Below are 25387 nucleotides of genomic sequence, written 5' to 3'. Positions count from 1 at the left end.
GAACCGGTCCCGATTGGGAGCCGGTTCTTGTTTTAGTTATCGACAAAGTTAATATAAAGATTTTCGTCTGCTGTAATGACTAAGTCCTTTGGAACGAGTAGATGAATAGCAAGCGGGCGCTCCACTGAATTATGGGAATTACTTCTTTGCCGCGGTATCTTTGTGAACTGATTTAGTAAATAGGCTTCCTGATAAGTGGTATAGCTGATTTCCGTCACAGGGGGTCGCGGAAAGTGGACGGAATCGGCTGTCCACTCGGGTACTTTATAGTTCACTTTATCTGAAAAGTCAAATTCACCTATTAAGAGTAGTGGTTTAATGAGTGTCTCTTCAATAAGCCCATCGTTTACACTTTTTCGTTCAACAATTATCATGGAATCCATAGTGGAGCTTGCAGTTATTGCAAGCGTATCTGCTATTGTGTGCGATCTTTTTTCAAGAATCGTAGCAGGATCGATAGAACTGATGTCCCCCTCGTAGATAGCAACCCCTACATGATCGAATTGTTCCTCTGATCCCACTCTAGGTTGAGTGGTAAAAGAATCTGTGTCAATTAGTTCTACAGCGATTGTCGCAATTAGCAAAATTGCGGCGTATGTTGCCAAAAATACATACGTCCATTTTTTATTGACTTGACGTTTCGATTTTTTCTTCGCCCGCAAAAGGAACCAGACAATTAAACCTATGACTATCAAAGGTAAGAGTGAGAACATTATTTCCTCACCTCCGTATTATTCGTAAGTGCGATGGAAATAGCAAAGAGCACACAAACCGTCACAACTATTTTTATAAGGAAAATAAGCAACGACGTTTCAGTACCATAGAAAAAGACGACTTTTCCCATTAAATTTATGCCTCCCACATCTAATCGGAGCATGGGAACTATGAAAAATGCAACGAGTAATAGTGGAATGACAAGCTTGCTACGCTGGATGAACGAACCCGTCACATAACCTAGGCTTGCAAACAGCAAGGTATAAAGAATGGAAGTCGCAATCCTAATGAAAAAGTCGGCTGGAGAACTGAGTAGCCCTGAAGCTTCATTAATCAAGAGATCACTTTGGAATAATGAGAATAACTTAATAACGGAACCCGCTAGGACTGCTGTAATACCGGCAATGACGGATGCGAGCATTAAAAAGAGAATGCTGGATAAGTTGTGGCTAATCCGGTTTGATACGAATGAAAAAGCATCGTTGCGATAGGCTAGTGTTGTGACAAGGATACCCGTTAAAAGAGCCCAAAATAGTGTGAAGAGTACAGGTACATCACCGGTTGAAAAGGTATATTCAGTTATTACTGTACCTCCACTGGATCCGCCTCCACCCCCGTTTTCAAAGCCTATAAAGAGTCCAATCAGTTGTATAATGAGTAGTGAGCTGAAGACGCTAGTGTAGGCATTCAATTTATGAAGAAATTGTTTTTTGACAATGTCATACAGGCTTGGTTCCGTTAAATACATCATCAATCCCTCCTTTTGTACCGGTAGTCAATGCAACGTATGCATCATTTGCTGAGACGGGCACTATTTTAATGTCTTGTTGAGAGAGGTGCATCAATTCATCAGAAGTGAAGGTGTTTTTAAAAAGGAATTCACTATATGAACCATTCATCTGGCAACCAAACGTTTCTTTTATCGAAACGTACTCAAGCAATTTCTCGCTTTTACCAATCAGACGGACAAACATTTCTTGTAACTCTGTAATGGAATTGTGAAAGAGAACTGCTTTGTTATGAACCAAAAGGATATCTTCAAGTAAGTCTTCAATTTCTTCAAGGTGATGACTAGATACTAGAATGGTTCTGGGATGCGCGATATAATCTTTTAGGAGCGCGCGGTAAAAGTCTTTCCGAGCAATCGTATCCATTCCGGTAGTGGGTTCGTCGAAAATCGTCAGCGGGCAATGTGAAGCCAGGCCGATAATAGCATTGAAGGTACTCTTCTTTCCTTTTGAAAGGTCAATATGACGAGCTTCTGAATGGAAACTGAAATAATCGAACAAACCTTGCGCAAGTGGCGCATCCCAGTTTGGGTAGAAACGATTTGATTCTATTAAAATATCTTGTAGTGTCAGTTTGTCAGAAAAGCTCATTGTATCGTCAATCAGAATGGAGTTTGCAGACACTTTCAAACTGTTAAAAGGATTGTCTGAAAACACTTCGACATCTCCTGATGTAGCTTGGATATGTCCGGCGGCTATTTTCATCAACGTAGATTTGCCAACGCCATTGCGTCCGATGATCCCTGTCAGAACGTTTTCCCGAATACTGAAATTCATCTGGTTCAGGACAGTACGCCTGCCAAACTTCTTTGTGACATCAGTGAAATCAATTACATTCATGATTTTTCCTCCTTTTTCCGCGAACGTTCCTCTTTGATCAGCGACAGCAAATGTGAATCATCGACTTGGAGAAGCGTGGCTTCGTTGAGTAAGTCTATGATGAGTTGCCGTAGTTTCTCTTCTTTGCGTTTTTTTAGCAGTTTGTCGCGTGCATCTGGTGCAACAAACATGCCGAGACCACGGCGCTTGTAAACGACTTCGGCTTCAAGTAATAATGTCAATCCTTTTCCAGCTGTAGCTGGATTAATCGTAAATAGTTCGGCCAATTGGTACTGGGAGTAGACTTTTACATCGGGCGGAAGGGTTCCATCGATTATTTCCGTCTCAAGCCATTCCGCGATTTGTAAGTAAATCGGTTTTGAGCCGCCCATATCGAGCATTCACTTGACCTCCTTATTGATAGTGCATTACTGTTGTAATGTACTATACGTTAATTTGAAAAGAAGTGCAATCCGATTATTTAAACATTTTAATTCAAAGTACTTTAGATGCAATATTTCCTAGGTTAAGATGTCTCACAATTCAGTCGTATTGGCTATACACAGCCTAGTACCTGTGGCATAATTAGCTTATCAAGAAGTAATTCGTGAAACGAAAGAGTTTTTGGGGGTCAGTGAGATGAAAACTGTTTTTTCTTATGCATTGCCATACAAATGGCCAATTGTAATTGCACTATTTCTTATGCTTCTGGAGTTGTCGGTAGAACTGATACAGCCGCTCCTCATTGCTAAAATTATCGACGATGGCATCTTGGCGGGAAATGAGACTGTTATTTGGACGTGGGGAAGCGTCATGATGGGGTTGGCTTTTGTGGCATTCTTTTCGGGGGCCATCAATTCATTTTTCGCTGCACATGCTGCACAAAGTTTTGGATTTGATTTGCGTCAGGCGCTTTTCCGTCAAGTTCAGGCGTTTACCATGGCGACATTTCTCAGGTTCCCAACATCGGGACTGATCACGCGTCTGACGAGTGATGTAACGATGGCACAGAACGTCCTGTTTATGGGGCTACGAATCATGTTGCGTGCGCCGTTGCTTGTTATAGGTAGTTTAATCATGGCTTTTTTTGTTAATGTAAAACTCGCGTTGTTCCTTGTGGTAGGGGCACCATTATTGCTGGTCTTTCTTTATATCATGGCGAAGAAAGGAGTTCGTTACTTTTCCCACGTCCAGAAAAGGCTAGATCGGGTAAACCGTGTAATTCAAGAAAACTTACAAGCGGTTCGGCTTATAAAAGCTTTTTTACGTGGGGCTTATGAAGCGAGCCGTTTTTCCAAAGTATCAGATCTGTTAAGAAAAGATACTGTAAAAGCGATGCGGATGATGGAACTTATCTTGCCAATTCTACTGTTGGTTATGAACGCCAGTTTAATGGCTGTGCTATGGTTTGGTGCAATTGAAGTTCGTGACGGAGGAGCGCAAGTGGGGGAGCTGGTCGCAATCGTCAACTATGCGATGCGTATGACTGGTGCATTCTCTATGTTCTCATTCATCATCATTGCATTCTCGCGTGCGAAAGCTTCTTCCGAGAGGATGGAAGAAGTGCTACTTGCGAATGAAGACCTGGAAATCCATCGTTTAGAAAGTACAGGACTGCTGCGCAATGAAGGCGATTTACGATTCGAAAACGTGTCGTTCATGTACCCGGGTAAAATGGAACCGATTTTGGATAAAGTGTCATTCCATGTATCCTCCGGTGAAAAGCTAGCAATCATGGGGGCAACTGGCTCTGGGAAATCCACTTTACTTAACCTCATTCCTCGGATTTTCGAAAAGAGTTCTGGTGAAATATATGTGTCTGGGACAGAAGTGGATGAATGGCCGTTGAAAGACTTGCGGGATACAATCGGACTCGTTCCACAGCAATCGGTTTTATTTACAGGGTCCATTTTGGAAAATTTATCGTGGGGAGATACCGAAGCGCATGTCGATGAGTTGGAAGAGGCAGCGAAGAAAGCGCAAATCCATGAATCAATTGATTTGTTCCCACTAAAATATGGGACACGGGTCGGACAGAAAGGCGTCAACTTATCAGGCGGTCAAAAGCAGCGATTATCCATCGCACGTGCGCTTGTGCGAAAACCATCTATCCTGATTCTTGACGACAGCACAAGTGCACTTGACGTGAAAACGGAAACTGCGTTATGGGATGCGCTTGAAGGGGAAGAGGCGACAATGCTCGTTGTAACACAAAAAATCAGGACTGCACAAGGCGCAGACAAAATTCTTCTTCTGGATGAAGGGAAAGTTGTCGGCTACGGAACACATGACGACTTGATTCTGCAATCTGAATTGTACCGAAAAATTGCAGAATCTCAATCCGACGAGGAGGTGGCCGCCGATGTTACGCACGATTCGTAAACCGTTCGGCTACGAGCCTATCCTATCCAAAGAAGATATTCAAGGCAAAGGTAAAAAGAAGAAAGAACGTGCCGGCAATTGGAAATCGGTCCTATACCGGATTTGGAAACTTGTAGATGAGCAGAGAAGCCTGCTAATTGCAGTGCTTTCACTTGTTTTTGTCAGTTCGATTTTGGCATTGCTCGGACCGTTGATGATCGGGAAAATTATTGATAACTACATTATTCCGATGAACTTTGCAGGTCTAGGCGGCAATATAGGATTGCTAATCGCAATTTATATTGGCATATCGTTTGCCATGTACTTTCAGAACTATTGGATGGTAGGTATTGCTCAGCAGACAGTTTTTCGTTTGCGAACAAGCCTGTTTGCCCATCTGCAAAAATTACCGGTCACATTTTTCGATAAACGGCAACATGGAGAACTGATGAGCCGGATTACAAACGATATTGAGAACGTCAGTCAAACGCTGAACTCCTCTTTCATCCAAGTGTTTTCAAGTGTTTTGACACTGACGGGGACATTTGCTGTCATGCTTTACTTAAGTCCACTTCTGACACTACTGACAATGATTATTGTGCCTATCATGTTCATAGCGATACGATGGATTACCCGTCGTACTGGGTTGTTGTTTAAAGAACAACAACGGGCGGTCGGTGAATTGAATGGAATGATTGAAGAGACCATTTCCGGTCAGCGTATAGTCAAAGCGTTCTCGCAGGAAGACCGTGTGATGGAGGAATTTGCACAGAAGAGTGACAGGCTTCGTCGTACCGGATTCTGGGCGTTGACCTATTCCGGGTTTATCCCCAAAGTGATGAACATGCTGAACAATGCCAGTTTTGCAGTCGTTGCAGGAGTTGGTGGATTACTTGCTTTAAGAGGGGATGGGGTTGTTACAGTTGGAACAATCGTTATCTTCTCGGAATTTGCACGTCAGTTTACACGTCCACTCAACGATCTTGCTAACCAGTTCAACACTGTTCTTTCAGCAATTGCGGGGGCTGAGAGGGTATTCAAGATAATGGATGAGCCTATTGAGAAAGACGAAGCAACAGAATTTGGAAATACAACACTGCGAGGGGATATCAAATTCCGCAATGTGTCATTCGGTTACGCAGTTGAAACGGACGGCTATACGATTGACGATGTATCTTTCCATGTGAAATCAGGTGAAACGGCGGCGTTTGTCGGCGCAACAGGGGCAGGAAAGACAACAATTATGCAATTGCTAGCTAGGTTTTACGAAGTCGATAAAGGAGAAATTTATATCGATGGCATTCCGATTAGCAAGTTGCCGCGAAAAACGCTGCGCAGTCAGACTGCATTCGTCTTGCAAGATCCCTTTCTCTTTGAAGCGACAGTATTTGAAAATATCCGCTACGGAAAACTTGACGCCACTGACGAAGAGGTAATCATCGCTGCGAAACAGGCCAATGCACATAGCTTCATTAGCCGGCTTGAAAATGGGTACGAGACTATACTTACATCGGATGGTAGCGAGATTTCGCAAGGTCAGAAGCAATTGCTGTCAATTGCCAGGGCACTCGTTGCAGATCCAGTACTCTTACTTCTTGATGAAGCGACGAGCAGTATCGATACCATCACAGAACTGGAAATCCAGGAAGCACTCGAATGTCTAATGGAAGGTAGAACCAGTTTCGTTATTGCACATAGACTGAACACAGTTCGGAAAGCCGATACCGTCTATGTTATGGAACAGGGGAAACTCATTGAATCAGGAAATCAAGAAGAGTTAATTGAGCGACAAGGCGTTTATTACAACATGCTTTTGGAATCAAAAGTATAGCGATTAGAATTTAAAAGGCTGCAGAGACATATTAAAATGTCCCTGCAGCCTTTTAAATAAATTATTTCTTTTCTTCTATATCGAGAAGCGTGCCATCGTCAAATTCGACTTCAAGCTCGAATTTTGAATATGTGTCCAGTTTATACCACTTTAGGATGTTGTCGATTACTTCTTGTTTAGGTGTGTCTTTTGTAATGCGGATATCTAAAAAGAATAAATTGAATTCATCCATAGCGGCGCTGTCTTTTAACTTGACGCTCTCTAATTTGTTTTCATATTCTGCTTCCGCACTTTTTTTGACATCATAGTCTGCTTCAATCGCATCTTTTCCACCTACATCAATGTCGAGGTCAAACGAAGAGAAGCCATAGCCGTCACCCGTTTCGATAGACCCGCCTTCTTTCTCACTTTCAAGAATAATATCAGCGTCTTCACGGTTAGGCTCATCGGCATTTTTTCCGAGGTTACCACATGCGCCTAACACCAATGCACCGATTAAAAGAATTGCACCTATTCTATATTGTTTTTTCAATATACACACAACCTTTCATATTGTTAGCCTTCTTATGTATTTTGCCTATAATACAGCGTTCTAAACAAAATACGTATATCAATTGAAAAAAACGACATGAATGCCTGCGTGTAAAATGAGATATTATGTGCGAAACCAGATCTTTCATTTACCATTTTGCGTTGTGTTCTTCGGATGAACCGAGCATCTTGCGTATTTGTAGAATGGAACCGTCATGTAAGCGTATCTTTCCGTCGAAATAACCGATGACTTGATGGACTTCAGTACGGATCAAGCGGACATTCATCGTAGAGACTCTTTCGAAAAAGGGTGTAAATGTGATGTTGACACTATCGGAAAACTTGGTCTGGATTTTCCAGGGTACCATATAATTTTTCGAGTCATATGTAAACACAACATCTTCATGGATTTTTGTCATTAAGCCGTTAACAAATACAGCATTTTCAGTCATTCCTGTTCCGTCCGTCCATTTTCCACCAAAGTTAAGCCCAATGCGGCGGCCACCAAGACGCTGAGATGCCATTGCCCAGTTCCACTCTGTTTTACGGGGCCATATGCCTCTGCCGTAATCGAGAACCGCGAAACTGTAATCAGGGTTGAAGTCATACCGTCTTTCACCAATCTTAACAAAGCCGGAGGTCGGCAATGAATGGTGCTTAGCTGTGAATTGGAATATCTCCCTGTTTCTTGGGATAACAACATTCAACGATTCATCGTCAACTGGATGGACGATGTGGAAATCCGCATGAAGTACTTCATTATCGAAGTCAGGAATCGTTACGGAGAGATGTGTTTCACCTTGTATATGTAAAATCTGAACGGTTAGGTTATCATTCACAAATTTAACACTGTCTAGCACATTTTCAGGCATCTTCACAGCGCGTCCAATTGGAATTGTTATTTGTTTCTCATAGAATCGTTGCGTTTCGTAATTTAAGATATAGACAAAGCAGACAGCGGCATAATCGAGATGGCTAATTGTCACAGAAAACAGCAAATCTTCCCCGTACACGCACCAATAATTCCACTTTTTCTTCCGCATGAAATGGTTCTTTAAGTTGCTTTGGATGTATGGGTGACGCGCGAAACCGATTGCATCCGGATTCAATAACCCTTTATCGTCACACAACGCAACGAGTCCTGTGATTTCTCTTTCTGCATGCTGCATGTGATGTGCCCCCTGCCTATTGTCTTTTTCGAATATTATTGCTATAATCCTTATTGTACCAAAGATTCGGGGCATTAGCTCAGCTGGGAGAGTGTCACGCTGGCAGTGTGAAGGTCAGGGGTTCGAGCCCCCTATGCTCCATATAGTTTTCAGAAGGGTGTCTGATATAATCGGGCGCTTTTTTTGTTTAGGAATATATAATACTGCTAGGCCTCAGAAAGCTTCTTAAGCTATCGGTTTTACGTCTCTTTACGTTTATCAAACTACACCCGAAACGCATTCCAAACTCTTTGTATTCATAGGATGACGTAGGGAGGGGTTTGAAGATGTATAACAGGGAAGCAGCGGTTCGTTATGCCGATACGTGGTGGGATAGTCGTAATCCAGCATATCCAACATTCGATGTAGATTGTACCAATTATATTTCGCAATGCTTGCGGGCGGGCGGAGCGCCAATGCATGGATCTCCGAATCGGGAACAGGGGTGGTGGATTGGAGGCGGCACCTGGAGTTTTAGCTGGTCCGTGGCGCATTCGATGCGCTGGTATTTGGCTGGTTCGAAAAAAGGGTTGACGGCCACACAAGTTTCATCGGCCGAGCAGTTAGGATTGGGGGATGTCATTGCCTATGACTTTCAAGGCGATGGAAGATTTGATCATACAACAATTGTTACGGCGAAAGATGGTGCGGTTCCGCTTGTCAATGCACATACTTATAACGCAAGGCACCGGCACTGGGCATACAAAGATTCGTATGCAAGCACACCCAACGCACGCTACATCTTTTTTAAAATCAATGACCAATTTTCATAAGGGAAACAAGTGTCAGATACCTAGGGCAAGACACAAAAAAAGCAGTCCGTCGATTAATAACGGGCTGCTTTTCTTAATTCAATCAAACCATAAAACGGCAAGCGTTCCTTCTCCCGCGTGAACCGCGAGGACGGAACTAATATCTCCGATTTTTACTTCAAGGCCGGGTATTTGCTCCGTAAGAAGGTTTTTCAAATGGATTGCCTGATTCATGACATTGCCGTGCATTAGGTGAATTGTCTTTCTGCCGGGATGGTGACCTGCAGCTACTTTATCGACCAAGTATTGAAGTGCTTTTTTCTCGGACCGAACTTTTTCGACTGGTTCCAATTCGCCCTTTGCCGTAATCGTAACGATTGGTTTCACTTTCAACAAACTGCCGAGGAAGAACTGCGCACCGTTCATTCGACCGCCTTTATAAAGTTGTTCCAGTTGCCCCATCAATATGTAGATGTGCAGGGTTCCGGTCATTTTGTTCAGTTGTTTTTCGATTTCGGAGACAGTTGCACCTTTATCGTACATTTCCATGCCTTTTTCGACTAACCCGGTAACTCCGTAGGATAGTGAAAGGGAGTCGATGAATGTTACAGGAAATCCTGCGATTTCAGCGCCAGCAGTCGAAGAAGCAAGTGTCCCGCTCATTTTACTCGACACGTGAACAGCGATTGCCTGTTCATAATGTTCCGCGATTTCCTTGAACTTTTCGGAAAACTCACCTGCTGATGGTTGAGAAGTTTTCGGAAACTCTTTTGCATCTTTAATTTTTTCGTAAAGTTGTTCAGGCGTTAGGTCGACACCGTCGACAAACTGTTTTTCACCGAAATGTATATTTAAAGGAACGGAAAAGAAGTCCGGGTGTTGTTTGAGTTCCTCGGAAACGAAGGCAGTACTGTCCACAATCCATGCAAGCGGTTTCTTAGTCATGATTAAAACCATCCTTTTTTATTAGAATATATGCTTTTATTACTATACCATGAAAAGTATTTAATTGTATTCAGAAAACAATAATGACGTTGCTGTTCAGCCATTTTCGCAAAAGAGGAACGGGTAAGGTATAATAGTCGGAGTATACGTAAAGGGGACATGATTTATGAATGAGCAAGCCTTATCAGTTAGAGACGCGATTATTACGCGCCGTTCAATAAAGAACTTTAATGGTCAACCGGTTGATCCGGAAAACATTGCAGAAATGTTGGAAGATGCGGCGTGGGCGCCAAATCATGGCAATCGCAATCCATGGCGCTTTGTTGTAGCTGCAGATAAGGAATATGTGAAATTCCTTGATGTGTTGAAAGAATATGGCGTACCTAAATGGAAAGAGCTTTCGGAAGAATCACTAGCGCAGCAAATGAAGAAATTTACGGGTCCAGGTGCTGTTGTATTTGTTGTCGTTCCAGAAGATGCGCGCCAGAAAGAACGCCTGGAGGATTACGCAGCTGCAAGCATGTTCATAATGAACACGCAGCTTCTTGCATGGGACAAGGGGATTGGAACTTGTTGGAAAACTCCCGGATTCCTCGATAATCCGAAATTCAGAGCAGAACTCGGTGTTAAACAAGGAGAGCGTATTATTAGCATGCTCCAATTCGGTTATTTTGATGAAATACCAAAGGCCGCTCCCCGTAAACCACTAGAAGAATTAGTTACCTATTACGGCCGAGATAGTGAAGAAGCGAAAGAAGTATAAATCAGAAATGATTTGCGTCCGCATTGCATTTAATCATGCAATACGGACGCTTTTTTATGTTTAACACTGGTTTTGATGAAATTGATCCTGCTGTAAGCAAAAACCGAATCCCCATAATGGGAATCCGGGATAGGACTACTTCTTCAAATCATCTTTGTTAAAACCGGCAATTTCATAGTAATAATCGCTGATGACGCGCAAACCTTGGTCGAAGTTCTCCAAGTGGAAATGTTCATTTGGGGCGTGGAAGTTTTCTGACGAAAGACCGAAGCCCATTAAGACCACTGGCAACTCGAGAATTTCATCGAATGCCGCCACAATTGGAATCGATCCACCACCACGCGTATAAGCAGTCGGTACATTGTATACTTTTTCGTATGAACGACCGGCCGCCTGGATAGCGGGGTGGTCAAACGGAGTGATAAATGGTTTTCCTTTATCGAATTCAGTCACTGTCACGGTTGCGCCCACCGGTTTGTGTTTCTCGATATGCGCTTTCAACTTCTCGACGATTTCATCGGGATCCTGGTCAGGTACTAAGCGGCATGTGATTTTTGCGCCTGCTTCTGCAGGTAATACTGTTTTAATGCCTTCTCCTGAAAATCCACCAAATACGCCGTTAATTTCAAGTGTCGGACGTGTCCACGTACGCTCAAGGTACGAATACCCTTTTTCTCCGAACAGTTCTGTCACACCGATTTCTTCTTTCAATTCGTCTTCGTCAAAGCCAAGCGCTTGGTAAGCTTCGCGTTCCTCGTCTAATAGAGGGCGTACATTGTCGTAAAACCCTTCTATAGCAATGGTTCCTTCTTTATCGCGGAATGACGCAAGAACTTCTGCAAGTACATGAATTGGATTTTGGACGCCACCGCCATACAAGCCGGAATGAAGATCGCTTTTCGCGCCCTGTATATCGATTTGAACGCCGCTCAGGCCGCGAAGTCCATAACAAACTGCGGGTTGTCCGGGTCCTTGCATGCCTGTATCGGAAATAACAATAATATCGGCTGCAAGTTTGTCCTGGTTGGCCTTAATATACTTCTCGAGATTCGGACTGCCAATTTCTTCTTCACCTTCAATGATGAATTTCACATTGACAGGCAATCCGCCCGTTTTCTGAATTAGCGCTTCAACAGCCAATACATGCATGAATACTTGTCCTTTGTCATCGCTCGCACCACGCGCATATAATTTGTTATCACGTACTTCAGGTTCGAATGGCCCGCTTGTCCACAAATTCAATGGATCGACCGGCTGCACGTCGTAATGTCCGTACACGAGAATGGTTGGTTTTCCTTCTGCGTGGAGCCAATCGCCGTACACAACGGGATGTCCATCTGTTTCATCAATTGAAAGGTTTTCAAGACCTGCTTTTTTGAAAGAAGCGCGCAACCATTCTGCAGCTTGTTGCATATCGTCCTTATGGTCGGATAAAGCGCTGATACTTGGAATACGTAGAAAGTCTTTTAATAGGCCTAAATGTACATCCCGTTTTTCTTTGAAATACCCGTTAATCATCTCTAAATGATTCAATATAATTCCTCATTTCAAGTAATTTTGATTAGGAATAGTATAGCAGATAAGTGAGGATTTTGAGCGTGAAAGACGAACGATGACCTGAAGGGTATGGTATACTGTTTGAAAGTTATTAATAGGACGAATATACAAATATGATATTATTTCCGGGAGGAATTGCTTTTGTTTATTGCACTTGGCTTCTTTTTATTCATGTCGTTTTACCTCTCAGGTAGTGAAACGGCTCTTACAGCAGTAAATAGGAGAAAGGTCCAGTTTCGTGCTAATCAGGGAGACAAGCAGGCTATCAGGCTGCAGAAACTGATTTCGAAACCGGACCGTATGATTACAGGGATTCTGATCGGAAATAATATCGCGAATATTATGATGCCGACCCTCGTTACGACTATAGCAATCGACAAAGGTCTAAGTGTCGGTATTTGGACAGGGATACTGACGGTTATTATTATTGTCTTCGGTGAAGTGTTGCCGAAAACGATTGCTGCAACGTTCAGTGAGCGTGTCGCTTATATGGTTTCACCTACAATTTCACTTCTTATTACAATATTGACTCCGCTGACATCACTACTGGGCATGTTCACAAATATTTTCATCCGCATTATTTCAAAAGGTGCGGTGACGAAAGCTACACTTACCAAGGATGATCTACGATCGATGGTTGACATTGCATCTATAGAAGGAACATTCAAGATGGAAGAATCAAATCGGTTGAAAGAAGTACTCGATTTTGCAGAAAAGGATGTATCTGACGTCCTTGAAACACACCGGATGGATATCATCGGGCTGCCGATTGAAGCAACCTATGAAGAAGTACGTGATATAATTCTCGAGCATTCCTATACACGTTATCCCGTCTATGAAGAAAGCATGGATACGATTTTAGGCGTATTTTATTCAAAAATGCTAATCGGGTGGTCGATGAATCCTAAACAGACACTTGGTGAGTTGATTGACCGCAATACATTTTACGTAGTGCAGTCCGCCAGCGTTGAAAAAGTGTTCAAGATGATGCTCGCGAAGAAGAAGCATATGGCTATTGTTCTGGATGAATACGGAGGAACACTTGGCGTTATTACACATGAAGATATTATCGAAGAAATGATTGGCCAGGATATTGAAGACGAGACGGACGATGATGAAGAAGTACTTGTCTATGAAAAAACGGAACAAATGTTAACTTGTCACGGAAGGCTCGAAATCGTTGATGCGATGGATTTGTTAGGCGTTGAATTACCGACCGATCATGAAACACTTGGCGGATTTGTTCTGCAAGAGCTTGGTCATGTTCCTGAAGAAGGTGAACGATTTACATACGATCATATGCGTTTTGAAATCGAGGAAATGGAACGCAACCGTATTATACGAATGACCATTGCAATTCGGTCTGAAGAAAATGAATGAAACATGCAAATCCTTGTAACCAGACGATGGTTATGGGGATTTTCTTTTTTCAGACCGTCTTATGCCTATCCCATTTATTCGGCCGCTTCCGCTTTTCTTGTCTAGCTTCAGCGGCCAGACGCTAGAGGCTCACAGGATGTGAGTTACGCAGTCGTTGCCGCAGGACGCGGCGATCTTAGACTGTGAACCTTGAAAGTCGTTCCGGCTGTGCGGCAAAGTGCGCCGCTTCGCCAGACCGTCTTATGCCTGTCGCATCTATACGGCCGCTTCCGCTTTTCTTGTCTAGCTTCAGCGGCCAGATGCTAGGGTCATAAGTCGTTCTGGCTGTACGGCAAAGTGCGCCGCTTCGCCAGACCGTCTTATGCCCGTCGCATCTATTCGGCCGCTTCCGCTTTTCAAGCTTACATCTTTGTAAGTGTGCTGAAAGAGAATACGATGGTTTGAAAGGTCCCAATTGTTGATAATGAGAACAACAGATAGAAGACGGGAGCGTTATATTATGGACTTAAATCTTAATGGGGTGCATGAAGAATACGGACGTTACATATATCATTTATGCCTTAAGTTGACGCGTAACAAAGAAGAGGCAGAAGACCTCATGCAGGACGTATGGGTGAAAGTCGTACGGTACAGCAATCGCATGGACGACGTCGAACATATGAAAGCATGGTTAACAACCATTTGCATGAATACATTTCGAGATCGGTACCGGAAAGACGTTAGAAGAAGTAAACATGTGATGAACCAACCGGAAACGTTGGATGTGCCTATTTTAGATTTGGTTCCAAGTGACAGTCTGACTCCAGCGGAATTACTTGAGCGGAATGACATTCAATCCATCGTTCAACAAAAAATAGGTGAACTTGATGCCATTTACAGAACAACCATCGAGTATTTCTATGTCTATCAATATTCATTGATTGAAATTGCAGATGTGATGAAGGTCTCAATCGGTACAGTGAAATCCAGACTGTTCCGTGCTAAAAAGTATTTGAAAGAATTAATGATTGCAGATACAGCAGTGCAAGACTACGTCACTGCCTAAGAGCGCAGCCGAATGGGCTGTGCTTTTTGTTTGTCGAAAAACAAAAAGGGGAATCTAGCTGTAAGTGATAGATTAAGCTGAAAAGAGGAAATGCCCATGGAAAAGAAAGAAAAGAAAAAGGGATGGAGCAGGCGGAAGCGGGTTGTCCTAATTGTGCTGTTACTGTTTGTCTTTATTTACATAGGTGTAATCTTATGGAATACATATAAACCGCTTCCCGAAGGTATTTCTTTCGAGGGAGATATCCACTGGACGGACGATGTTGAAATGTTTACCGATTTGACATATGCACAAAATAAAGACGGGGATGGTATGGTGCATGAGCTTGCAATTTTCGATGAAGTTTACCAAATGATTGACCGGGCTGAGCAATTTATCGTACTCGATTATTTTTTATTTGATCATTATGTTGATGAAGAAGTAGAGTTTCCTAAAATCGCACAGACAATGACTGAGAAACTGGTGGCAAAAAAGGAGAAAAATCCAGATATGCCGATTATCTTTATCACGGATCCTTTGAACACGGGATACGGTTCTTACGAAATGGAATGGTTCACAATGATGGAAGACGTTGGGATTGAAGTCGTATACACAGATTTGGACCCGCTTCGCGATTCAACGCCAATCTATTCAGGGCTTTACAGGATGCTATTTCGTTGGATAGATTTTGAGAAAACAGGGTGGATTGCCAATGCCATGTCAAGTAAGGCTCCGAAAATGACACTGGCCTCCTATATAACATTACTAAACGTTAAAGCGAATCACCGGAAGACTGTCGTAACGGATAAGGAAGCGATTGTTTCATCAGGGAATCCGCATAACGCCAGTGGGTTTCATGGGAATATCGCATTGAAAGTAAAGGGGACTATCCTGAACGATATTTTAGCAGCGGAAGAAGCAATCCTTCGCTATACGAATGGAGGTACATTGCCGCGCGTCGAAGAGCCTGAGCCAGATGGTGGAGAATATGCCGTCCAGTACTTGACTGAGAAAAAAATACTAGATGCACTTCTCGCTGATATTGCGAAATCGCAAAAAGGAGACAAAATTCGTCTTGGTATGTTTTTCATTTCAAAAAGGGACCTAGTCAATGCGCTCGTCGATGCGGCAAATCGTGGGGTGGATGTGAAAATGATTTTGGATCCGAATGAAAACTCCTTTGGTAATGAAAAATCCGGGTTGCCGAACAGGCCTGTTGTGCAGGAAATGGTGGAAGATTCGGATGGGAAGATCGATGTCCGTTGGTACAATACGGTAAATGGGCAGTATCATACGAAACTGGTTGTCGTCCAGACGAAAGATGAAACGTATATTTCGAACGGATCTGCCAATCTAACGGAACGCACGCTTGATGATTATAACTTGGAAGCAAATCTACGGGTTATTGCACAGAATGACAGTGAGTTAACTGGTGAGATAGACACCTATTTCGATAGATTATGGAACAATGAAGATGCGATGTACACGCTTGACGTGGAAGAGTACCAAGATGAATTCACATTCTTCCAACGCGGCATTTACAGTTTACAGAAGCTGTTTAAACTGACGAGTTATTGAGTTTTTATATGTATAAGTCAAAAAGACTATCCTTTGTTTCATAGGATAGTCTTTTTTTAGAGCTTTGAAAGTATTAGTTTCTCACCTGGAACAGTGTCTAGACTCCAGCGCTATGTTATTCAAACTCGTCAAGCTGCTTATTCAGTTCTGCGAGATTATTTTCCATTGTCGCAAGACGAAGTTCGGCTTTTTTGACGTAACTATTATTGCCTGTCGATTCAAGCTTCTCGATATCACCTTGTAGATTAATATAGTCCATTTTGAGTTCGGCAATCGCTGATTCCACTTGACGTTTGTTCATAGAGTAAGGCACCTCGTTTTTACTCAGTGTAGCATATCGAACGTCTTTTTTCCTGCTCCGCCACTAGTATTTCGCTTCGGGTATTCAAGATAATAGCGAATGGCTTCACAGACAGCGTCTTTTCCGTCGCCCATTCCGAGTGCAGCTTGGCGTGCAATCGCTTTTTTACGCAGTGGATCGTGCAGCAATGGTTCCATGATGGCATTCAACAAACTGGACTGTTTCACTTTACGGCCGAGGCCAAGATGTATGAAACCGTGTTGGTCTTTTGGGAATGCAAGTCCTAGTTCGAAGTCGTTTTGTGCGAGGACGATGCAAGGGATGCCAAGTACGGCTACTTCATATGGCATGTAGCTAGATGCACACAAAATAATATCTGCGGAAGCATAAATTTCTGCAGTATTGTACGGATGCTCTACAACAGATGTGTTGCGTCTCCCAAGAGCCATCATCTGTAGTGCACTCGCATCATGGGAATAGTGTTCACCGATGAGCACCGTCACTTTAAGTGGAATCTGAAGTTGCATGATGTGTCGCAATGCACGGTAAGTCAAGTTTCCCAAGTCCTCTTCGCCGAATGTGATGACAAGGTGGGGGAGAGGGCCGGACTGGCCTTTGCGAAGACCTATATGTTTATATGAAGCCATCTGTTCGTCGCCAATGAAGCTCTCCCATCCAAGCACATAATGGTCGGGAACACTATCATTTGTTTCGGCATACAGTGTCTGGAAAACCAAATCCGCACATTTACCGCCATCGCCAAAATCATCGAAATGGATGATGGAGGGAACAAGCTCAGCAATCATTTCAACTTCCTCTAGTATTGTTGAGCCACTATCGCGTAGGAGTAAGTCTGGTTTAATGGTCGCAAGTGCCTGTAACAAAAGGTTATGCGTTTCGGTAGGCACTGATTTAAATCCCTTAGGTACCGGAGGGGAATCCGCACCACAAAGGAAGATGATATCTGTTTCATCAGCCAAAGTTTTTGCAATCATGGCTGCTCTGCGTGCGGGGTATGTCCCCTTTCCGTCCGAGCGGGAAATATGGATAGCTACGATTTTCTTTTGTTGTTCGTTTATTGGAATCACCCTTTCATGCAAATTGTTAAATTCATCCCTATTACCTTATGTATTGAATGATTGAGATATGTCTATTCCTAGTGGAGTGAAAATGGTAATATGATAAACTAACATTATTTCTTATTACGAACGGAGTGATTCGATTGTTTGATTCCTTACTGTTTGATTTGATGCTCGTTGTGTTAATAGGGATATTATCACAATGGGTGGCCTGGAGATTTCGTATGCCAGCAATCGTTGTTATGTCGGTTGCAGGGCTTCTTGTCGGTCCAATTTTCGGGCTTATTAATCCTAAAGACAGCATGGGCGATCTATTCGTTCCAATCATTACATTTGCCGTGGCAATCATTTTGTTTGAAGGTAGTTTGAATCTGGATTTCAAGGAAATTAAAGGTTTTAGTAAGCCAGTAGCGCGCATTGTTACAGTTGGAGCATTCATCGCGTGGATTGCGGGGTCGCTTGCGGCTCATTATTTGGCGGGACTTTCCTGGGCGGTTGCATTTATCATAGGTGGTTTGTTCATCGTTACGGGGCCAACTGTTATCTTGCCGCTCCTAAGGCAGGCAAAATTGAAACCGCGACCCGCGGCGATTCTGAAATGGGAAGCGATTGTCGTCGATCCGTTCGGTGCGTTGCTTGCCGTGTTCGCTTTCGAGCTCATCAAATTTTTGAATAGTCAAGTGACGTTAAATGCGTTGCTTTTATTCTTCGCGGCATCTGTTTTTGCAGTGTTGCTTGGATGGGGTGCAGGACGGATAATGGGGTCCGCATTTGAGCGAGGCGGGATTCCGGAATTTTTGAAAGCGCCGGTGTTGTTTGCGGTTGTTTTATTTACATTCGTTTTCGCGGATGAAATTATGCACGAAACCGGCCTCCTTGCGGTTACGGCGATGGGGATGACGATGGCTAATATGCATTTGACATCGATGCATGATATCCGCCAATTTAAAGAAAATATATCTGTTTTACTAATTTCGGGTATTTTCGTCATGCTGACCGCGTCACTTGATTCGCATATTTTGATTGAAATATTTAATCCGAATATTATCATGTATGTACTGGCAATGTTGTTTATCGTTAGGCCATTGTCAATTTGGATTTCGACTAATAATACTGAATTGAATATACGTGAGAAAATCCTGATTGGCTGGATTGCGCCGCGGGGGATTGTAGCTCTTACTGTATCAGGCTACTTTGCGTCGATTTTGCTCGATAATGGATACGAGGATGCAGAGGTATTGACTGCGTTGACCTTTGCGCTTGTCTTTGCCACAGTAATTCTACACGGATTTTCAATCGGCTTCATTGCGAAGAAATTGAAACTTACAACGACAGACGAATCAGGCATACTTCTTGTTGGCAGTTCGCGCTTTGCAGCGGAATTTGCTCAAGCATTGAAGGTGACTGGAAACGAAGTGCTACTCGTCGATCAATCGTGGGCGGGTTTATCACATGCCCGAAATCTTGGGCTGGACAGTTACGTAGGAGATATCCTATCGGAACAAATCGAATACCATCTCGACTTGACACCGTATCGCTATATCCTCGCGATGACGAAGACAGATACGTATAACGCACATATCTGTTCAGATTATGCACCGGATCTTGGAAGCGGAAACTTGTATCAGTCGGCATTTCAGGTTGGAAAAGAAGTCGACGGATTCAAGGTAGCCGGTGGTCAAATGCTGTTCTCGCCTGCCGTTTCGATTTATGACTTGGAAGAGCGGATGAATGCGGGACATGGAATTCGTAAAACAGTTATTACAAAACAGTATAGTTACACACAATATTTGAGAGAACGGGATGACAAATCTATTCTTCTCTTCATTCATCGTGCGGACGGTATGATTGAGTTCTTTACACCTAGCGCAGAGCCGCAAGCAACAGCGGGAGATGCTATTATCGCACTATCATCACCTGTCAAAAAGATTGAAAAAGTGAAAGAGCGTCTCGATGGTGAGAATGGTGAAATAGCCGTACCATATGAAGAAGTGGAAGGCTTATTCTTGAGGGATGAAAAAGCAGAGAAACCGGTCATTCCAGGTGATGCGCCACTTTCAGCACAATGAATATCACCATGAAGCACTTGTATAAATTGCGAGGGATTTGTGAATTCGCGGAAATGAGTGAAAATCGATCGGATGCATTGGATGATGCGTAAGAACCTATGGGGAAATTGCCTCTACACCGGTTGATGGTTTAGGGGCAATTTTGTCTCTACAGGACCAGGTTTCGTTCGCCCGACATGCATCCCTTCACGTTCTACCGTATAATTGAACCATGAAGAAAGGGGAAATACTTATGTCTAAATCACTTGTACTAGCTGAAAAGCCGTCCGTGGCTCGCGATATTGCACGAGTACTTGGTTGCAATAAAAAAGGGAACGGATTTCTTGAAGGCACAAATTATATAGTCACATGGGCACTTGGCCATCTTGTGACACATGCAGATCCAGAAGGCTATGGCAATGAATTCAAAGAGTGGAAGCTCGAGCACTTACCGATTATTCCTCAGCCATTCAAACTGGTACCGATTCGCCAAACGATGAAACAATTCAATGCGGTTAAAGCACAGCTGAATCGCAACGATGTGAAGGATATCATTATCGCGACAGATGCGGGACGTGAAGGAGAGCTTGTGGCACGCTGGATTTTGGAACAAGCAAAAGTCCGAAAGCCTATCAAACGCTTATGGATTTCATCGGTTACCGATAAAGCCATCAAGGATGGTTTCAATAACTTGAAAGATGGTCGTGCCTATGAAAACCTATATCAGGCGGCAGTAGCTCGTGCAGAAGCTGACTGGGTCGTTGGCATCAATGCAACGCGCGCACTGACAGTGAAGTACAATGCCCAACTGTCAACGGGACGTGTTCAGACGCCGACCCTCGCCATGATTGCAGAACGAGAATATCAGATTCGAGACTTCAAGCCAAAGTCGTTCTACGGTATGCAGGCATTGACTGAAACCGCGAAATTCACTTGGCACGATAAGACAGGTCAAACGCAGTCCTTCGATAAAGAAGCAACCGAGAAGTTGATAGGGAAAATCGACGGGATCCATTCAGGAAAAGTAATGGACGTGAAAACAACACCGAAGTCACAGCCGGCTCCGCATCTTTTCGATTTGACAGAGTTGCAAAAAGAAGCGCACCGCCGCTGGTCGTGGTCTGCGAAAGAGACGCTATCGACGCTGCAGAATCTATATGAACGCCATAAAGCCGTGACTTATCCGCGTACCGATTCGAAGCATCTAACATCGGATATGGAAAGCACGTTGAAAGAGCGGATTAAAGCTGTAGATATCGGACCATACCGTAAGGCGACTAACACATTGCTGCGTGCAGGAACTGTAAAACCGCAGAAGGGTGTCATCGATGACAAACGTGTTTCAGATCATCATGCTATTATTCCGACAGAGGAAACTCCGATTCTTCAAAACTTGTCCGATAAAGAGCAGCGTTTATATGACTTAATCGTCAAGCGTTTTCTGGCTGTTTTCTTCGGTCCGTTTCGTTATAACCAAGTGACGGCAGAACTCGCTGTTGGTGGAGAAATGTTTAAAGCGAAAGGCCGTACAGTTACGGATGAAGGATGGAAAAAAGTTTATTCGACAGAGGAAGAAGAGGCAGATACAGATACACTTCCTCCGTTTTCAAAAGGGGAAGAAGTGAAAATCCAGGCGATTGTTATGACGAATGGTCAAACGAAACCGCCTGCGAGGTTCAATGAAGGGACTTTGCTCGCTGCGATGGAGAATCCTTCACAGTTCATGCAAGGTGAATCTAAAGAGCTCATTAAAACAATCGGCGAAACAGGCGGACTCGGAACGGTTGCAACACGGGCCGATGTCATCGAGCGGCTTTTCAACTCATTCGTGATGGAGAAAAAAGGCAATGATATTTATACGACATCTAAAGGGCGCCAACTACTTGAACTCGTTCCGGAAGATTTAAAGTCACCCGCATTGACAGCGGAATGGGAACAGGGCTTGACGAAAATTGCCAATGGTCAGATGAAAAAAGAAGAATTCATGAAAGATATGATTGGTTTTTCAAAACAGACCGTCACTGAAATTAAAACAGATGATAAAAAATACAAGCATGACAATGTTACAGGCAAAGCTTGTCCTGAATGTGGAAAGCTTTTGTTAGAAGTAAACGGTAAGCGCGGTAAGATGCTCGTCTGTCAAGACCGTGAGTGCGGGCACAGGAAGAACGTCTCCATGCTGACGAATGCCAGATGTCCAGTTTGTAAAAAGAAATTGGAGATGCGCGGAGAGGGAGATGGACGGATTTTTGTCTGTAAATGTGGGCACCGTGAGAAGTTATCGGCATTTGAAAAACGCAGGGCAAGTTCGGGCGGCAAAAAAGCGGACAAACGTGATGTCCAGAAATACATGAAGAAACAGGGAGCGCCGGAAGAGTTGGAGAATACTGCAATGGCGGATGCGCTAAAGAAACTATTCGATAAGTAATTCTAGCTTAGCGCTTTGGTTGGGTTTATCGATCTGTAATAGTCGGGTATAATAGAGTTACTAGAATTTTGAAAATAGGACTAAATTGGAGGTGAAGTTATATGAATGCCGTTATGACTCAAGTGGCAGCGAGCGATCCTATCCAGCGATATGATACATTGAGGCGCAGAAATGCAGAGAATGCTTACAGTCGCAATGTACAATATAATGGTCAGAACCAGAAGACAGTTGAAAATCTGGAAGTTTTATTGACTGAGAAGAAAGACTCAGGAATCGTTCACTCAGAGCGTCAAGAATTTCAACGACTTGACGGAGGGCAAATGAAGCAAATCACATTGCCGATTGGAAAAACCCTTGAAGAAACGATTGACGTTTGGAGAAGTGTGCGGGCTGAAGCGATTTCAGAACCTGAACCGACGACGGCCGATTATCAGCTAGCAGCAACAGCATCGGCAAAAATCATGCGGACAGAAGCTCAAATAATGCTACACAATCGAGCACAATCTGAAATCGAGTCTGCAACTGTACGTGAAGAAGCTGAGTCAGTAAAAATGGCATCCATGGAACTTCCCTCCGCTCTCGATCGTGAAGTACTTATCATGCAGAAACGTTATGAACAGGCGATTTCAACTTACTCTTTCCAAGTTCAAATGAAACTGAAAGGATTCGAAAATGATCAACCTAGTTTCTATAAAATTGCATGATGAATACGTAAGGTCGCCCTTCAAATGGCGGCCTTTTCATTTTAGAAAGGAAAGATGAGCGGATGGCAAAACAGAACAAAAAAGTGAAAACGAATGCAGTACGCATTTTGGATGGGGAAAATGTATCCTACGAATTGATGGAGTATGAAGTGAACGATGGATTGGTGGACGGTATTTCCGTTGCCGAAAAAACGAAGCAATCCGTAGAGACAGTTTATAAGACGCTGGTTACAATTGCAGGACCTCGAGAACTATTGGTCTTTTTGGTGCCCGTAGCTGCAGAACTGGATTTGAAAAAAGCAGCAAGGGCGGCAGGTGTGAAAAAGCTCGAGATGCTTCCTTTGAAAGACTTGACGAAGGAAACGGGCTATGTACGTGGAGGCTGTTCGGCAGTCGGGATGAAGAAAAAGTACCCGACGTTCATCGATAAGTCGGCAGAAAGTCTAGAATGGATGATCGTCAGTGCAGGCAAACCCGGCTTGCAGGTGAAGCTGATTCCGGCAGAGCTGTCTCGTGTGACAGATGCGTCTTTTTACGACATTGTGAAGGATTAATAATTTCAAGGACATGAGGCGTGCTATAATGAATAGACAAAGAGGACGGCATTCACGCAAGTTGTGAATGTCTTTTAGTATGGAAAGAAGGACTTATATGAGAAAGATATTAATATGGAGATGGGCATTCTTTTTTATAGGAATGATGATCATGTCACTGGGTATTTCAATGACGATTAAAGGTCAAAAACTTGGAATTGCTCCGTGGGATGTATTGCATGTCGGATTGTACAAAAACTTCGGTTTGACGATTGGTACATGGGGAATTATTACGGGATTCATAATTATCATTGCAACTGCCGCTGTTTTGAAAGAATGGCCGAAGATTGGCACATGGTTGAATATGATTTCAATTGGTCTATTTATTGATTTATTCAATTGGCTGCTGCCGGATATCACTTCGTTGGGTGCGCAAATACTTATGTTCTCAGCGGGTGTAATTGTTATGGGATATGGCATTGGGATTTATATTTCACCAAATATCGGTGCGGGCCCTCGGGATAGTCTTATGCTCGTCTTTGTTCAGAAAACAGGGGCAAGCGTGAAGAAAATCCGGACGACACTCGAAGTCGTTGTAGCAATCGTCGGATGGCTATTTGGTGGTCCGGTTGGAATTGGGACGGTGCTAATCGCTTTATTTTTAGGACAGGTCGCCCATTATACTCTGCCGCAAAGCCGGAAGTTTTTGATGAGAATTATAGGTAAGAGTGAAGAGGAAATAACGTTCTGAAAAAAATCATTTAAGCATGTGCTGCCAAGCCGTGCTTTTTTTTATTGTCCGTGCATAGGTTAATCGTATGTACAGAAAGGATGATACGCATGAATGGAACGATAACCCAATACATGGGGACAGCCTATACAGGTGCCGGAATCACTCACAAATACGACAATCTGATTACAGCTGCCTCACAAACGTTATTTCTAAAATGTCCTCCGACAAACGCAATTTCAACTGTGTTGAATGAAGTGGCGGCATATTACGTTAAACAAGGCTATAATGTAGACCGGTTCATGGATCCTGTACAACCTGACAAAACAGATGCAATCTATATAAAAGGACCGGATGTGCTGATTCTTCAAGCTTCTCATCCGGTTGCACTCGAGCCGACGGATATTGGCGGTAAACACAAAGTGATCAGTTTTTACGATGTGTATGATGAAGTGAAATTACGCGAACAGAATGGTTCGATTGTAAAATTATTGAAAGAATCGGGTATTGCTCTAAAAAAAGCGTTGAAGTCACTGGAGGATGCAAAAGGAATTCATGACGATTGGGAAGCAGTGAATATCAAACGAATGATGTGGGATGTCCATGTGCATCAAATAGAAGCGCTGAAAGAAGAACTGTTTGGGAAGATAAAGCTAAATAAGGAAACCGCTATTTCCCACAGACTAATCGGATCGCTGACATCTGGAGGGGCAAAGGATTTCATTACCTCCATTACGAAACGAACAGAAAGACGTATTCTTATAAAAGGACTGCCGGGAACAGGAAAATCGACGCTCATGAAAAGTCTAGGAGCTGAAGCGGAAAAACGCGGATTTGACGTCCAATATGGCTGGTGTGGACTAGATCCATCAGGAGTCGATCTCGTATTATTTCCTGAGCTATCGGTTTGTCTGATTGATGCAACCATGCCGCATGTTTACGACTTGGAGCGCCCGGGTGACGAAATACTTGACCTTGTGCGTATGTGTGAAGAAGATGCAGGGGCAGAAGAGGAGATTGGTATAATTCGTGAAGTCTATGCAGAAAAAATGCTTGATGCGACTGGCTATATGCAGTCCTATGCACAAGCTGAGAACAGCATGAAAGTCATAATGGATTCTGCTATTATCACCCCTGTATTCGAGAAAAAAACAAATACACTTCTGGATTTGATTTAATTTCATTCAGAAAATCATTTTTTACTGAAAGTGAAGCTTCAGCTATAGAAGTCTCTCACTTAAGTTATGCCTTCAGGGAGTGGAAAGGCGACACGAGTCCAGCCAACCCAAGTAATAAGCTAGATCAATCACAGC

At 43.3% G+C, this 25387-nt stretch carries 23 protein-coding genes and 1 tRNA gene; 14 read left to right on the top strand and 10 right to left on the bottom strand.

What is annotated here, in order from left to right; all coding sequences use genetic code 11:
- Positions 1-32: 32 nt before the first annotated feature.
- From AC25Y5_RS03590 to AC25Y5_RS03575, 4 genes are read right to left on the bottom strand one after another with little or no spacing between them, the layout of a single operon-like run.
- Positions 33-713: a hypothetical protein gene (locus AC25Y5_RS03590; RefSeq protein ID WP_488139130.1), complete on the bottom strand. Its 681-nt coding sequence runs from the start codon at positions 711-713 to the stop codon at positions 33-35.
- Positions 713-1462, bottom strand: a complete 750-nt coding sequence (locus AC25Y5_RS03585; RefSeq protein WP_488139129.1) for a hypothetical protein — start codon at positions 1460-1462, stop codon at positions 713-715. Before AC25Y5_RS03585 ends, AC25Y5_RS03590 begins: the two co-directional genes overlap by 1 nt.
- Positions 1434-2342 (bottom strand): ATP-binding cassette domain-containing protein, encoded by a 909-nt coding sequence (locus tag AC25Y5_RS03580; protein ID WP_488139128.1) that lies wholly within the window; start codon positions 2340-2342, stop codon positions 1434-1436. The genes AC25Y5_RS03585 and AC25Y5_RS03580 overlap by 29 nt, the downstream gene beginning before the upstream one ends.
- Positions 2339-2722, bottom strand: coding sequence for a GntR family transcriptional regulator (locus tag AC25Y5_RS03575; RefSeq protein ID WP_488139127.1), 384 nt, complete (start codon positions 2720-2722; stop codon positions 2339-2341). Before AC25Y5_RS03575 ends, AC25Y5_RS03580 begins: the two co-directional genes overlap by 4 nt.
- Before the next feature lie 238 nt (positions 2723-2960).
- On the opposite strand from AC25Y5_RS03575, the gene AC25Y5_RS03570 reads away from it, so the two are divergent.
- Both AC25Y5_RS03570 and AC25Y5_RS03565 read left to right on the top strand, forming a co-directional pair.
- Complete coding sequence (locus AC25Y5_RS03570; RefSeq protein ID WP_488139126.1) at positions 2961-4703, top strand: ABC transporter ATP-binding protein; 1743 nt, start codon at positions 2961-2963, stop codon at positions 4701-4703.
- Positions 4684-6513 carry an ABC transporter ATP-binding protein gene (locus AC25Y5_RS03565; protein WP_488139125.1) on the top strand — a complete coding sequence of 610 codons (1830 nt, stop codon included), beginning with the start codon at positions 4684-4686 and terminating at the stop codon, positions 6511-6513. Before AC25Y5_RS03570 ends, AC25Y5_RS03565 begins: the two co-directional genes overlap by 20 nt.
- A 61-nt stretch (positions 6514-6574) precedes the next feature.
- Here the strand turns inward: AC25Y5_RS03565 and AC25Y5_RS03560 are convergent, their stop codons facing one another.
- Together AC25Y5_RS03560 and AC25Y5_RS03555 are read right to left on the bottom strand one after the other, a co-directional pair.
- On the bottom strand, positions 6575-7045 hold the full coding sequence (locus tag AC25Y5_RS03560) for a YusW family protein (protein ID WP_488139124.1): 471 nt from the start codon (positions 7043-7045) through the stop codon (positions 6575-6577).
- A 148-nt stretch (positions 7046-7193) separates the two neighbouring features.
- Positions 7194-8213: a DUF2804 domain-containing protein gene (locus AC25Y5_RS03555; protein ID WP_488139123.1), complete on the bottom strand. Its 1020-nt coding sequence runs from the start codon at positions 8211-8213 to the stop codon at positions 7194-7196.
- A 68-nt stretch (positions 8214-8281) separates the two neighbouring features.
- Here AC25Y5_RS03555 and AC25Y5_RS03550 point away from each other — a divergent pair.
- Both AC25Y5_RS03550 and AC25Y5_RS03545 read left to right on the top strand, forming a co-directional pair.
- A tRNA-Ala gene (locus tag AC25Y5_RS03550) sits at positions 8282-8354 on the top strand.
- Positions 8355-8539: 185 nt separating this feature from the next.
- Positions 8540-9025 (top strand): amidase domain-containing protein, encoded by a 486-nt coding sequence (locus AC25Y5_RS03545; protein ID WP_488139122.1) that lies wholly within the window; start codon positions 8540-8542, stop codon positions 9023-9025.
- Positions 9026-9103: 78 nt separating this feature from the next.
- On the opposite strand, the gene AC25Y5_RS03540 is transcribed toward AC25Y5_RS03545, so the two are convergent.
- On the bottom strand, positions 9104-9949 hold the full coding sequence (locus tag AC25Y5_RS03540; protein WP_488139121.1) for a DegV family protein: 846 nt from the start codon (positions 9947-9949) through the stop codon (positions 9104-9106).
- A gap of 166 nt (positions 9950-10115) precedes the next feature.
- Between AC25Y5_RS03540 and AC25Y5_RS03535 the strand changes: the two genes are divergently transcribed.
- On the top strand, positions 10116-10712 hold the full coding sequence (locus AC25Y5_RS03535) for a nitroreductase family protein (protein WP_488139120.1): 597 nt from the start codon (positions 10116-10118) through the stop codon (positions 10710-10712).
- A gap of 135 nt (positions 10713-10847) precedes the next feature.
- Here the strand turns inward: AC25Y5_RS03535 and AC25Y5_RS03530 are convergent, their stop codons facing one another.
- Positions 10848-12230 carry a dipeptidase gene (locus AC25Y5_RS03530; RefSeq protein ID WP_488139261.1) on the bottom strand — a complete coding sequence of 461 codons (1383 nt, stop codon included), beginning with the start codon at positions 12228-12230 and terminating at the stop codon, positions 10848-10850.
- A gap of 180 nt (positions 12231-12410) precedes the next feature.
- Between AC25Y5_RS03530 and AC25Y5_RS03525 the strand changes: the two genes are divergently transcribed.
- The 3 genes from AC25Y5_RS03525 (at position 12411) to AC25Y5_RS03515 (ending at position 16251) form a co-directional block, all read left to right on the top strand.
- Positions 12411-13649 carry a hemolysin family protein gene (locus tag AC25Y5_RS03525; RefSeq protein WP_488139119.1) on the top strand — a complete coding sequence of 413 codons (1239 nt, stop codon included), beginning with the start codon at positions 12411-12413 and terminating at the stop codon, positions 13647-13649.
- A 499-nt stretch (positions 13650-14148) separates the two neighbouring features.
- Positions 14149-14694 (top strand): RNA polymerase sigma factor, encoded by a 546-nt coding sequence (locus tag AC25Y5_RS03520; protein WP_488139118.1) that lies wholly within the window; start codon positions 14149-14151, stop codon positions 14692-14694.
- A 96-nt stretch (positions 14695-14790) separates the two neighbouring features.
- Positions 14791-16251, top strand: coding sequence for a phospholipase D family protein (locus tag AC25Y5_RS03515; protein WP_488139117.1), 1461 nt, complete (start codon positions 14791-14793; stop codon positions 16249-16251).
- Positions 16252-16366: 115 nt separating this feature from the next.
- On the opposite strand, the gene AC25Y5_RS03510 is transcribed toward AC25Y5_RS03515, so the two are convergent.
- Both AC25Y5_RS03510 and AC25Y5_RS03505 read right to left on the bottom strand, forming a co-directional pair.
- The gene (locus AC25Y5_RS03510; protein WP_482101188.1) at positions 16367-16552 is read right to left on the bottom strand and encodes an SE1832 family protein; all 186 of its coding nucleotides are present in this window, start codon (positions 16550-16552) and stop codon (positions 16367-16369) included.
- Between the two features lie 23 nt (positions 16553-16575).
- Positions 16576-17652 (bottom strand): PseG/SpsG family protein, encoded by a 1077-nt coding sequence (locus tag AC25Y5_RS03505; protein WP_488139116.1) that lies wholly within the window; start codon positions 17650-17652, stop codon positions 16576-16578.
- Positions 17653-17774: 122 nt separating this feature from the next.
- On the opposite strand from AC25Y5_RS03505, the gene AC25Y5_RS03500 reads away from it, so the two are divergent.
- The 6 genes from AC25Y5_RS03500 to AC25Y5_RS03475 all read left to right on the top strand — a co-directional run bounded on the left by AC25Y5_RS03500 (position 17775) and on the right by AC25Y5_RS03475 (position 25252).
- Positions 17775-19700: a cation:proton antiporter gene (locus AC25Y5_RS03500; RefSeq protein ID WP_488139115.1), complete on the top strand. Its 1926-nt coding sequence runs from the start codon at positions 17775-17777 to the stop codon at positions 19698-19700.
- 232 nt (positions 19701-19932) lie between these two features.
- Positions 19933-22107 carry a DNA topoisomerase III gene (locus AC25Y5_RS03495; RefSeq protein WP_488139114.1) on the top strand — a complete coding sequence of 725 codons (2175 nt, stop codon included), beginning with the start codon at positions 19933-19935 and terminating at the stop codon, positions 22105-22107.
- Positions 22108-22208: 101 nt separating this feature from the next.
- A complete protein-coding gene (locus AC25Y5_RS03490; RefSeq protein WP_488139113.1) occupies positions 22209-22811 on the top strand; it encodes a hypothetical protein in 603 nt (200 codons plus the stop codon).
- A gap of 62 nt (positions 22812-22873) precedes the next feature.
- On the top strand, positions 22874-23365 hold the full coding sequence (gene ybaK / locus AC25Y5_RS03485; protein ID WP_488139112.1) for a Cys-tRNA(Pro) deacylase: 492 nt from the start codon (positions 22874-22876) through the stop codon (positions 23363-23365).
- A 97-nt stretch (positions 23366-23462) separates the two neighbouring features.
- Positions 23463-24095: a YczE/YyaS/YitT family protein gene (locus AC25Y5_RS03480; protein WP_488139111.1), complete on the top strand. Its 633-nt coding sequence runs from the start codon at positions 23463-23465 to the stop codon at positions 24093-24095.
- An 89-nt stretch (positions 24096-24184) separates the two neighbouring features.
- Entirely contained in the window at positions 24185-25252 is a 1068-nt protein-coding gene (locus AC25Y5_RS03475; protein WP_488139110.1) for a hypothetical protein, read from the top strand.
- Positions 25253-25387 lie beyond the last annotated feature (135 nt).

The sequence above is a fragment of the Sporosarcina sp. Y1011 genome, assembly GCF_057669885.1.
Note: the sequence above shows the minus strand (reverse complement) of the source record. Positions and strands in the feature narration are given on the sequence as shown.

Bases quoted from the DNA above. Each gene is read 5' to 3' on its own strand.
- AC25Y5_RS03590 (WP_488139130.1), bottom strand. From the start codon at position 713: ATGTTCTCACTCTTACCTTTGATAGTCATAGGTTTAATTGTCTGGTTC.
- AC25Y5_RS03585 (WP_488139129.1), bottom strand. From the start codon at position 1,462: ATGTATTTAACGGAACCAAGCCTGTATGACATTGTCAAAAAACAATTT.
- AC25Y5_RS03580 (WP_488139128.1), bottom strand. From the start codon at position 2,342: ATGAATGTAATTGATTTCACTGATGTCACAAAGAAGTTTGGCAGGCGT.
- AC25Y5_RS03575 (WP_488139127.1), bottom strand. From the start codon at position 2,722: ATGCTCGATATGGGCGGCTCAAAACCGATTTACTTACAAATCGCGGAA.
- AC25Y5_RS03570 (WP_488139126.1), top strand. From the start codon at position 2,961: ATGAAAACTGTTTTTTCTTATGCATTGCCATACAAATGGCCAATTGTA.
- AC25Y5_RS03565 (WP_488139125.1), top strand. From the start codon at position 4,684: ATGTTACGCACGATTCGTAAACCGTTCGGCTACGAGCCTATCCTATCC.
- AC25Y5_RS03555 (WP_488139123.1), bottom strand. From the start codon at position 8,213: ATGCAGCATGCAGAAAGAGAAATCACAGGACTCGTTGCGTTGTGTGAC.
- AC25Y5_RS03545 (WP_488139122.1), top strand. From the start codon at position 8,540: ATGTATAACAGGGAAGCAGCGGTTCGTTATGCCGATACGTGGTGGGAT.
- AC25Y5_RS03540 (WP_488139121.1), bottom strand. From the start codon at position 9,949: ATGACTAAGAAACCGCTTGCATGGATTGTGGACAGTACTGCCTTCGTT.
- AC25Y5_RS03535 (WP_488139120.1), top strand. From the start codon at position 10,116: ATGAATGAGCAAGCCTTATCAGTTAGAGACGCGATTATTACGCGCCGT.
- AC25Y5_RS03530 (WP_488139261.1), bottom strand. From the start codon at position 12,230: ATGATTAACGGGTATTTCAAAGAAAAACGGGATGTACATTTAGGCCTA.
- AC25Y5_RS03520 (WP_488139118.1), top strand. From the start codon at position 14,149: ATGGACTTAAATCTTAATGGGGTGCATGAAGAATACGGACGTTACATA.
- AC25Y5_RS03515 (WP_488139117.1), top strand. From the start codon at position 14,791: ATGGAAAAGAAAGAAAAGAAAAAGGGATGGAGCAGGCGGAAGCGGGTT.
- AC25Y5_RS03510 (WP_482101188.1), bottom strand. From the start codon at position 16,552: ATGAACAAACGTCAAGTGGAATCAGCGATTGCCGAACTCAAAATGGAC.
- AC25Y5_RS03495 (WP_488139114.1), top strand. From the start codon at position 19,933: ATGTCTAAATCACTTGTACTAGCTGAAAAGCCGTCCGTGGCTCGCGAT.
- AC25Y5_RS03490 (WP_488139113.1), top strand. From the start codon at position 22,209: ATGAATGCCGTTATGACTCAAGTGGCAGCGAGCGATCCTATCCAGCGA.
- ybaK (WP_488139112.1), top strand. From the start codon at position 22,874: ATGGCAAAACAGAACAAAAAAGTGAAAACGAATGCAGTACGCATTTTG.
- AC25Y5_RS03480 (WP_488139111.1), top strand. From the start codon at position 23,463: ATGAGAAAGATATTAATATGGAGATGGGCATTCTTTTTTATAGGAATG.
- AC25Y5_RS03475 (WP_488139110.1), top strand. From the start codon at position 24,185: ATGAATGGAACGATAACCCAATACATGGGGACAGCCTATACAGGTGCC.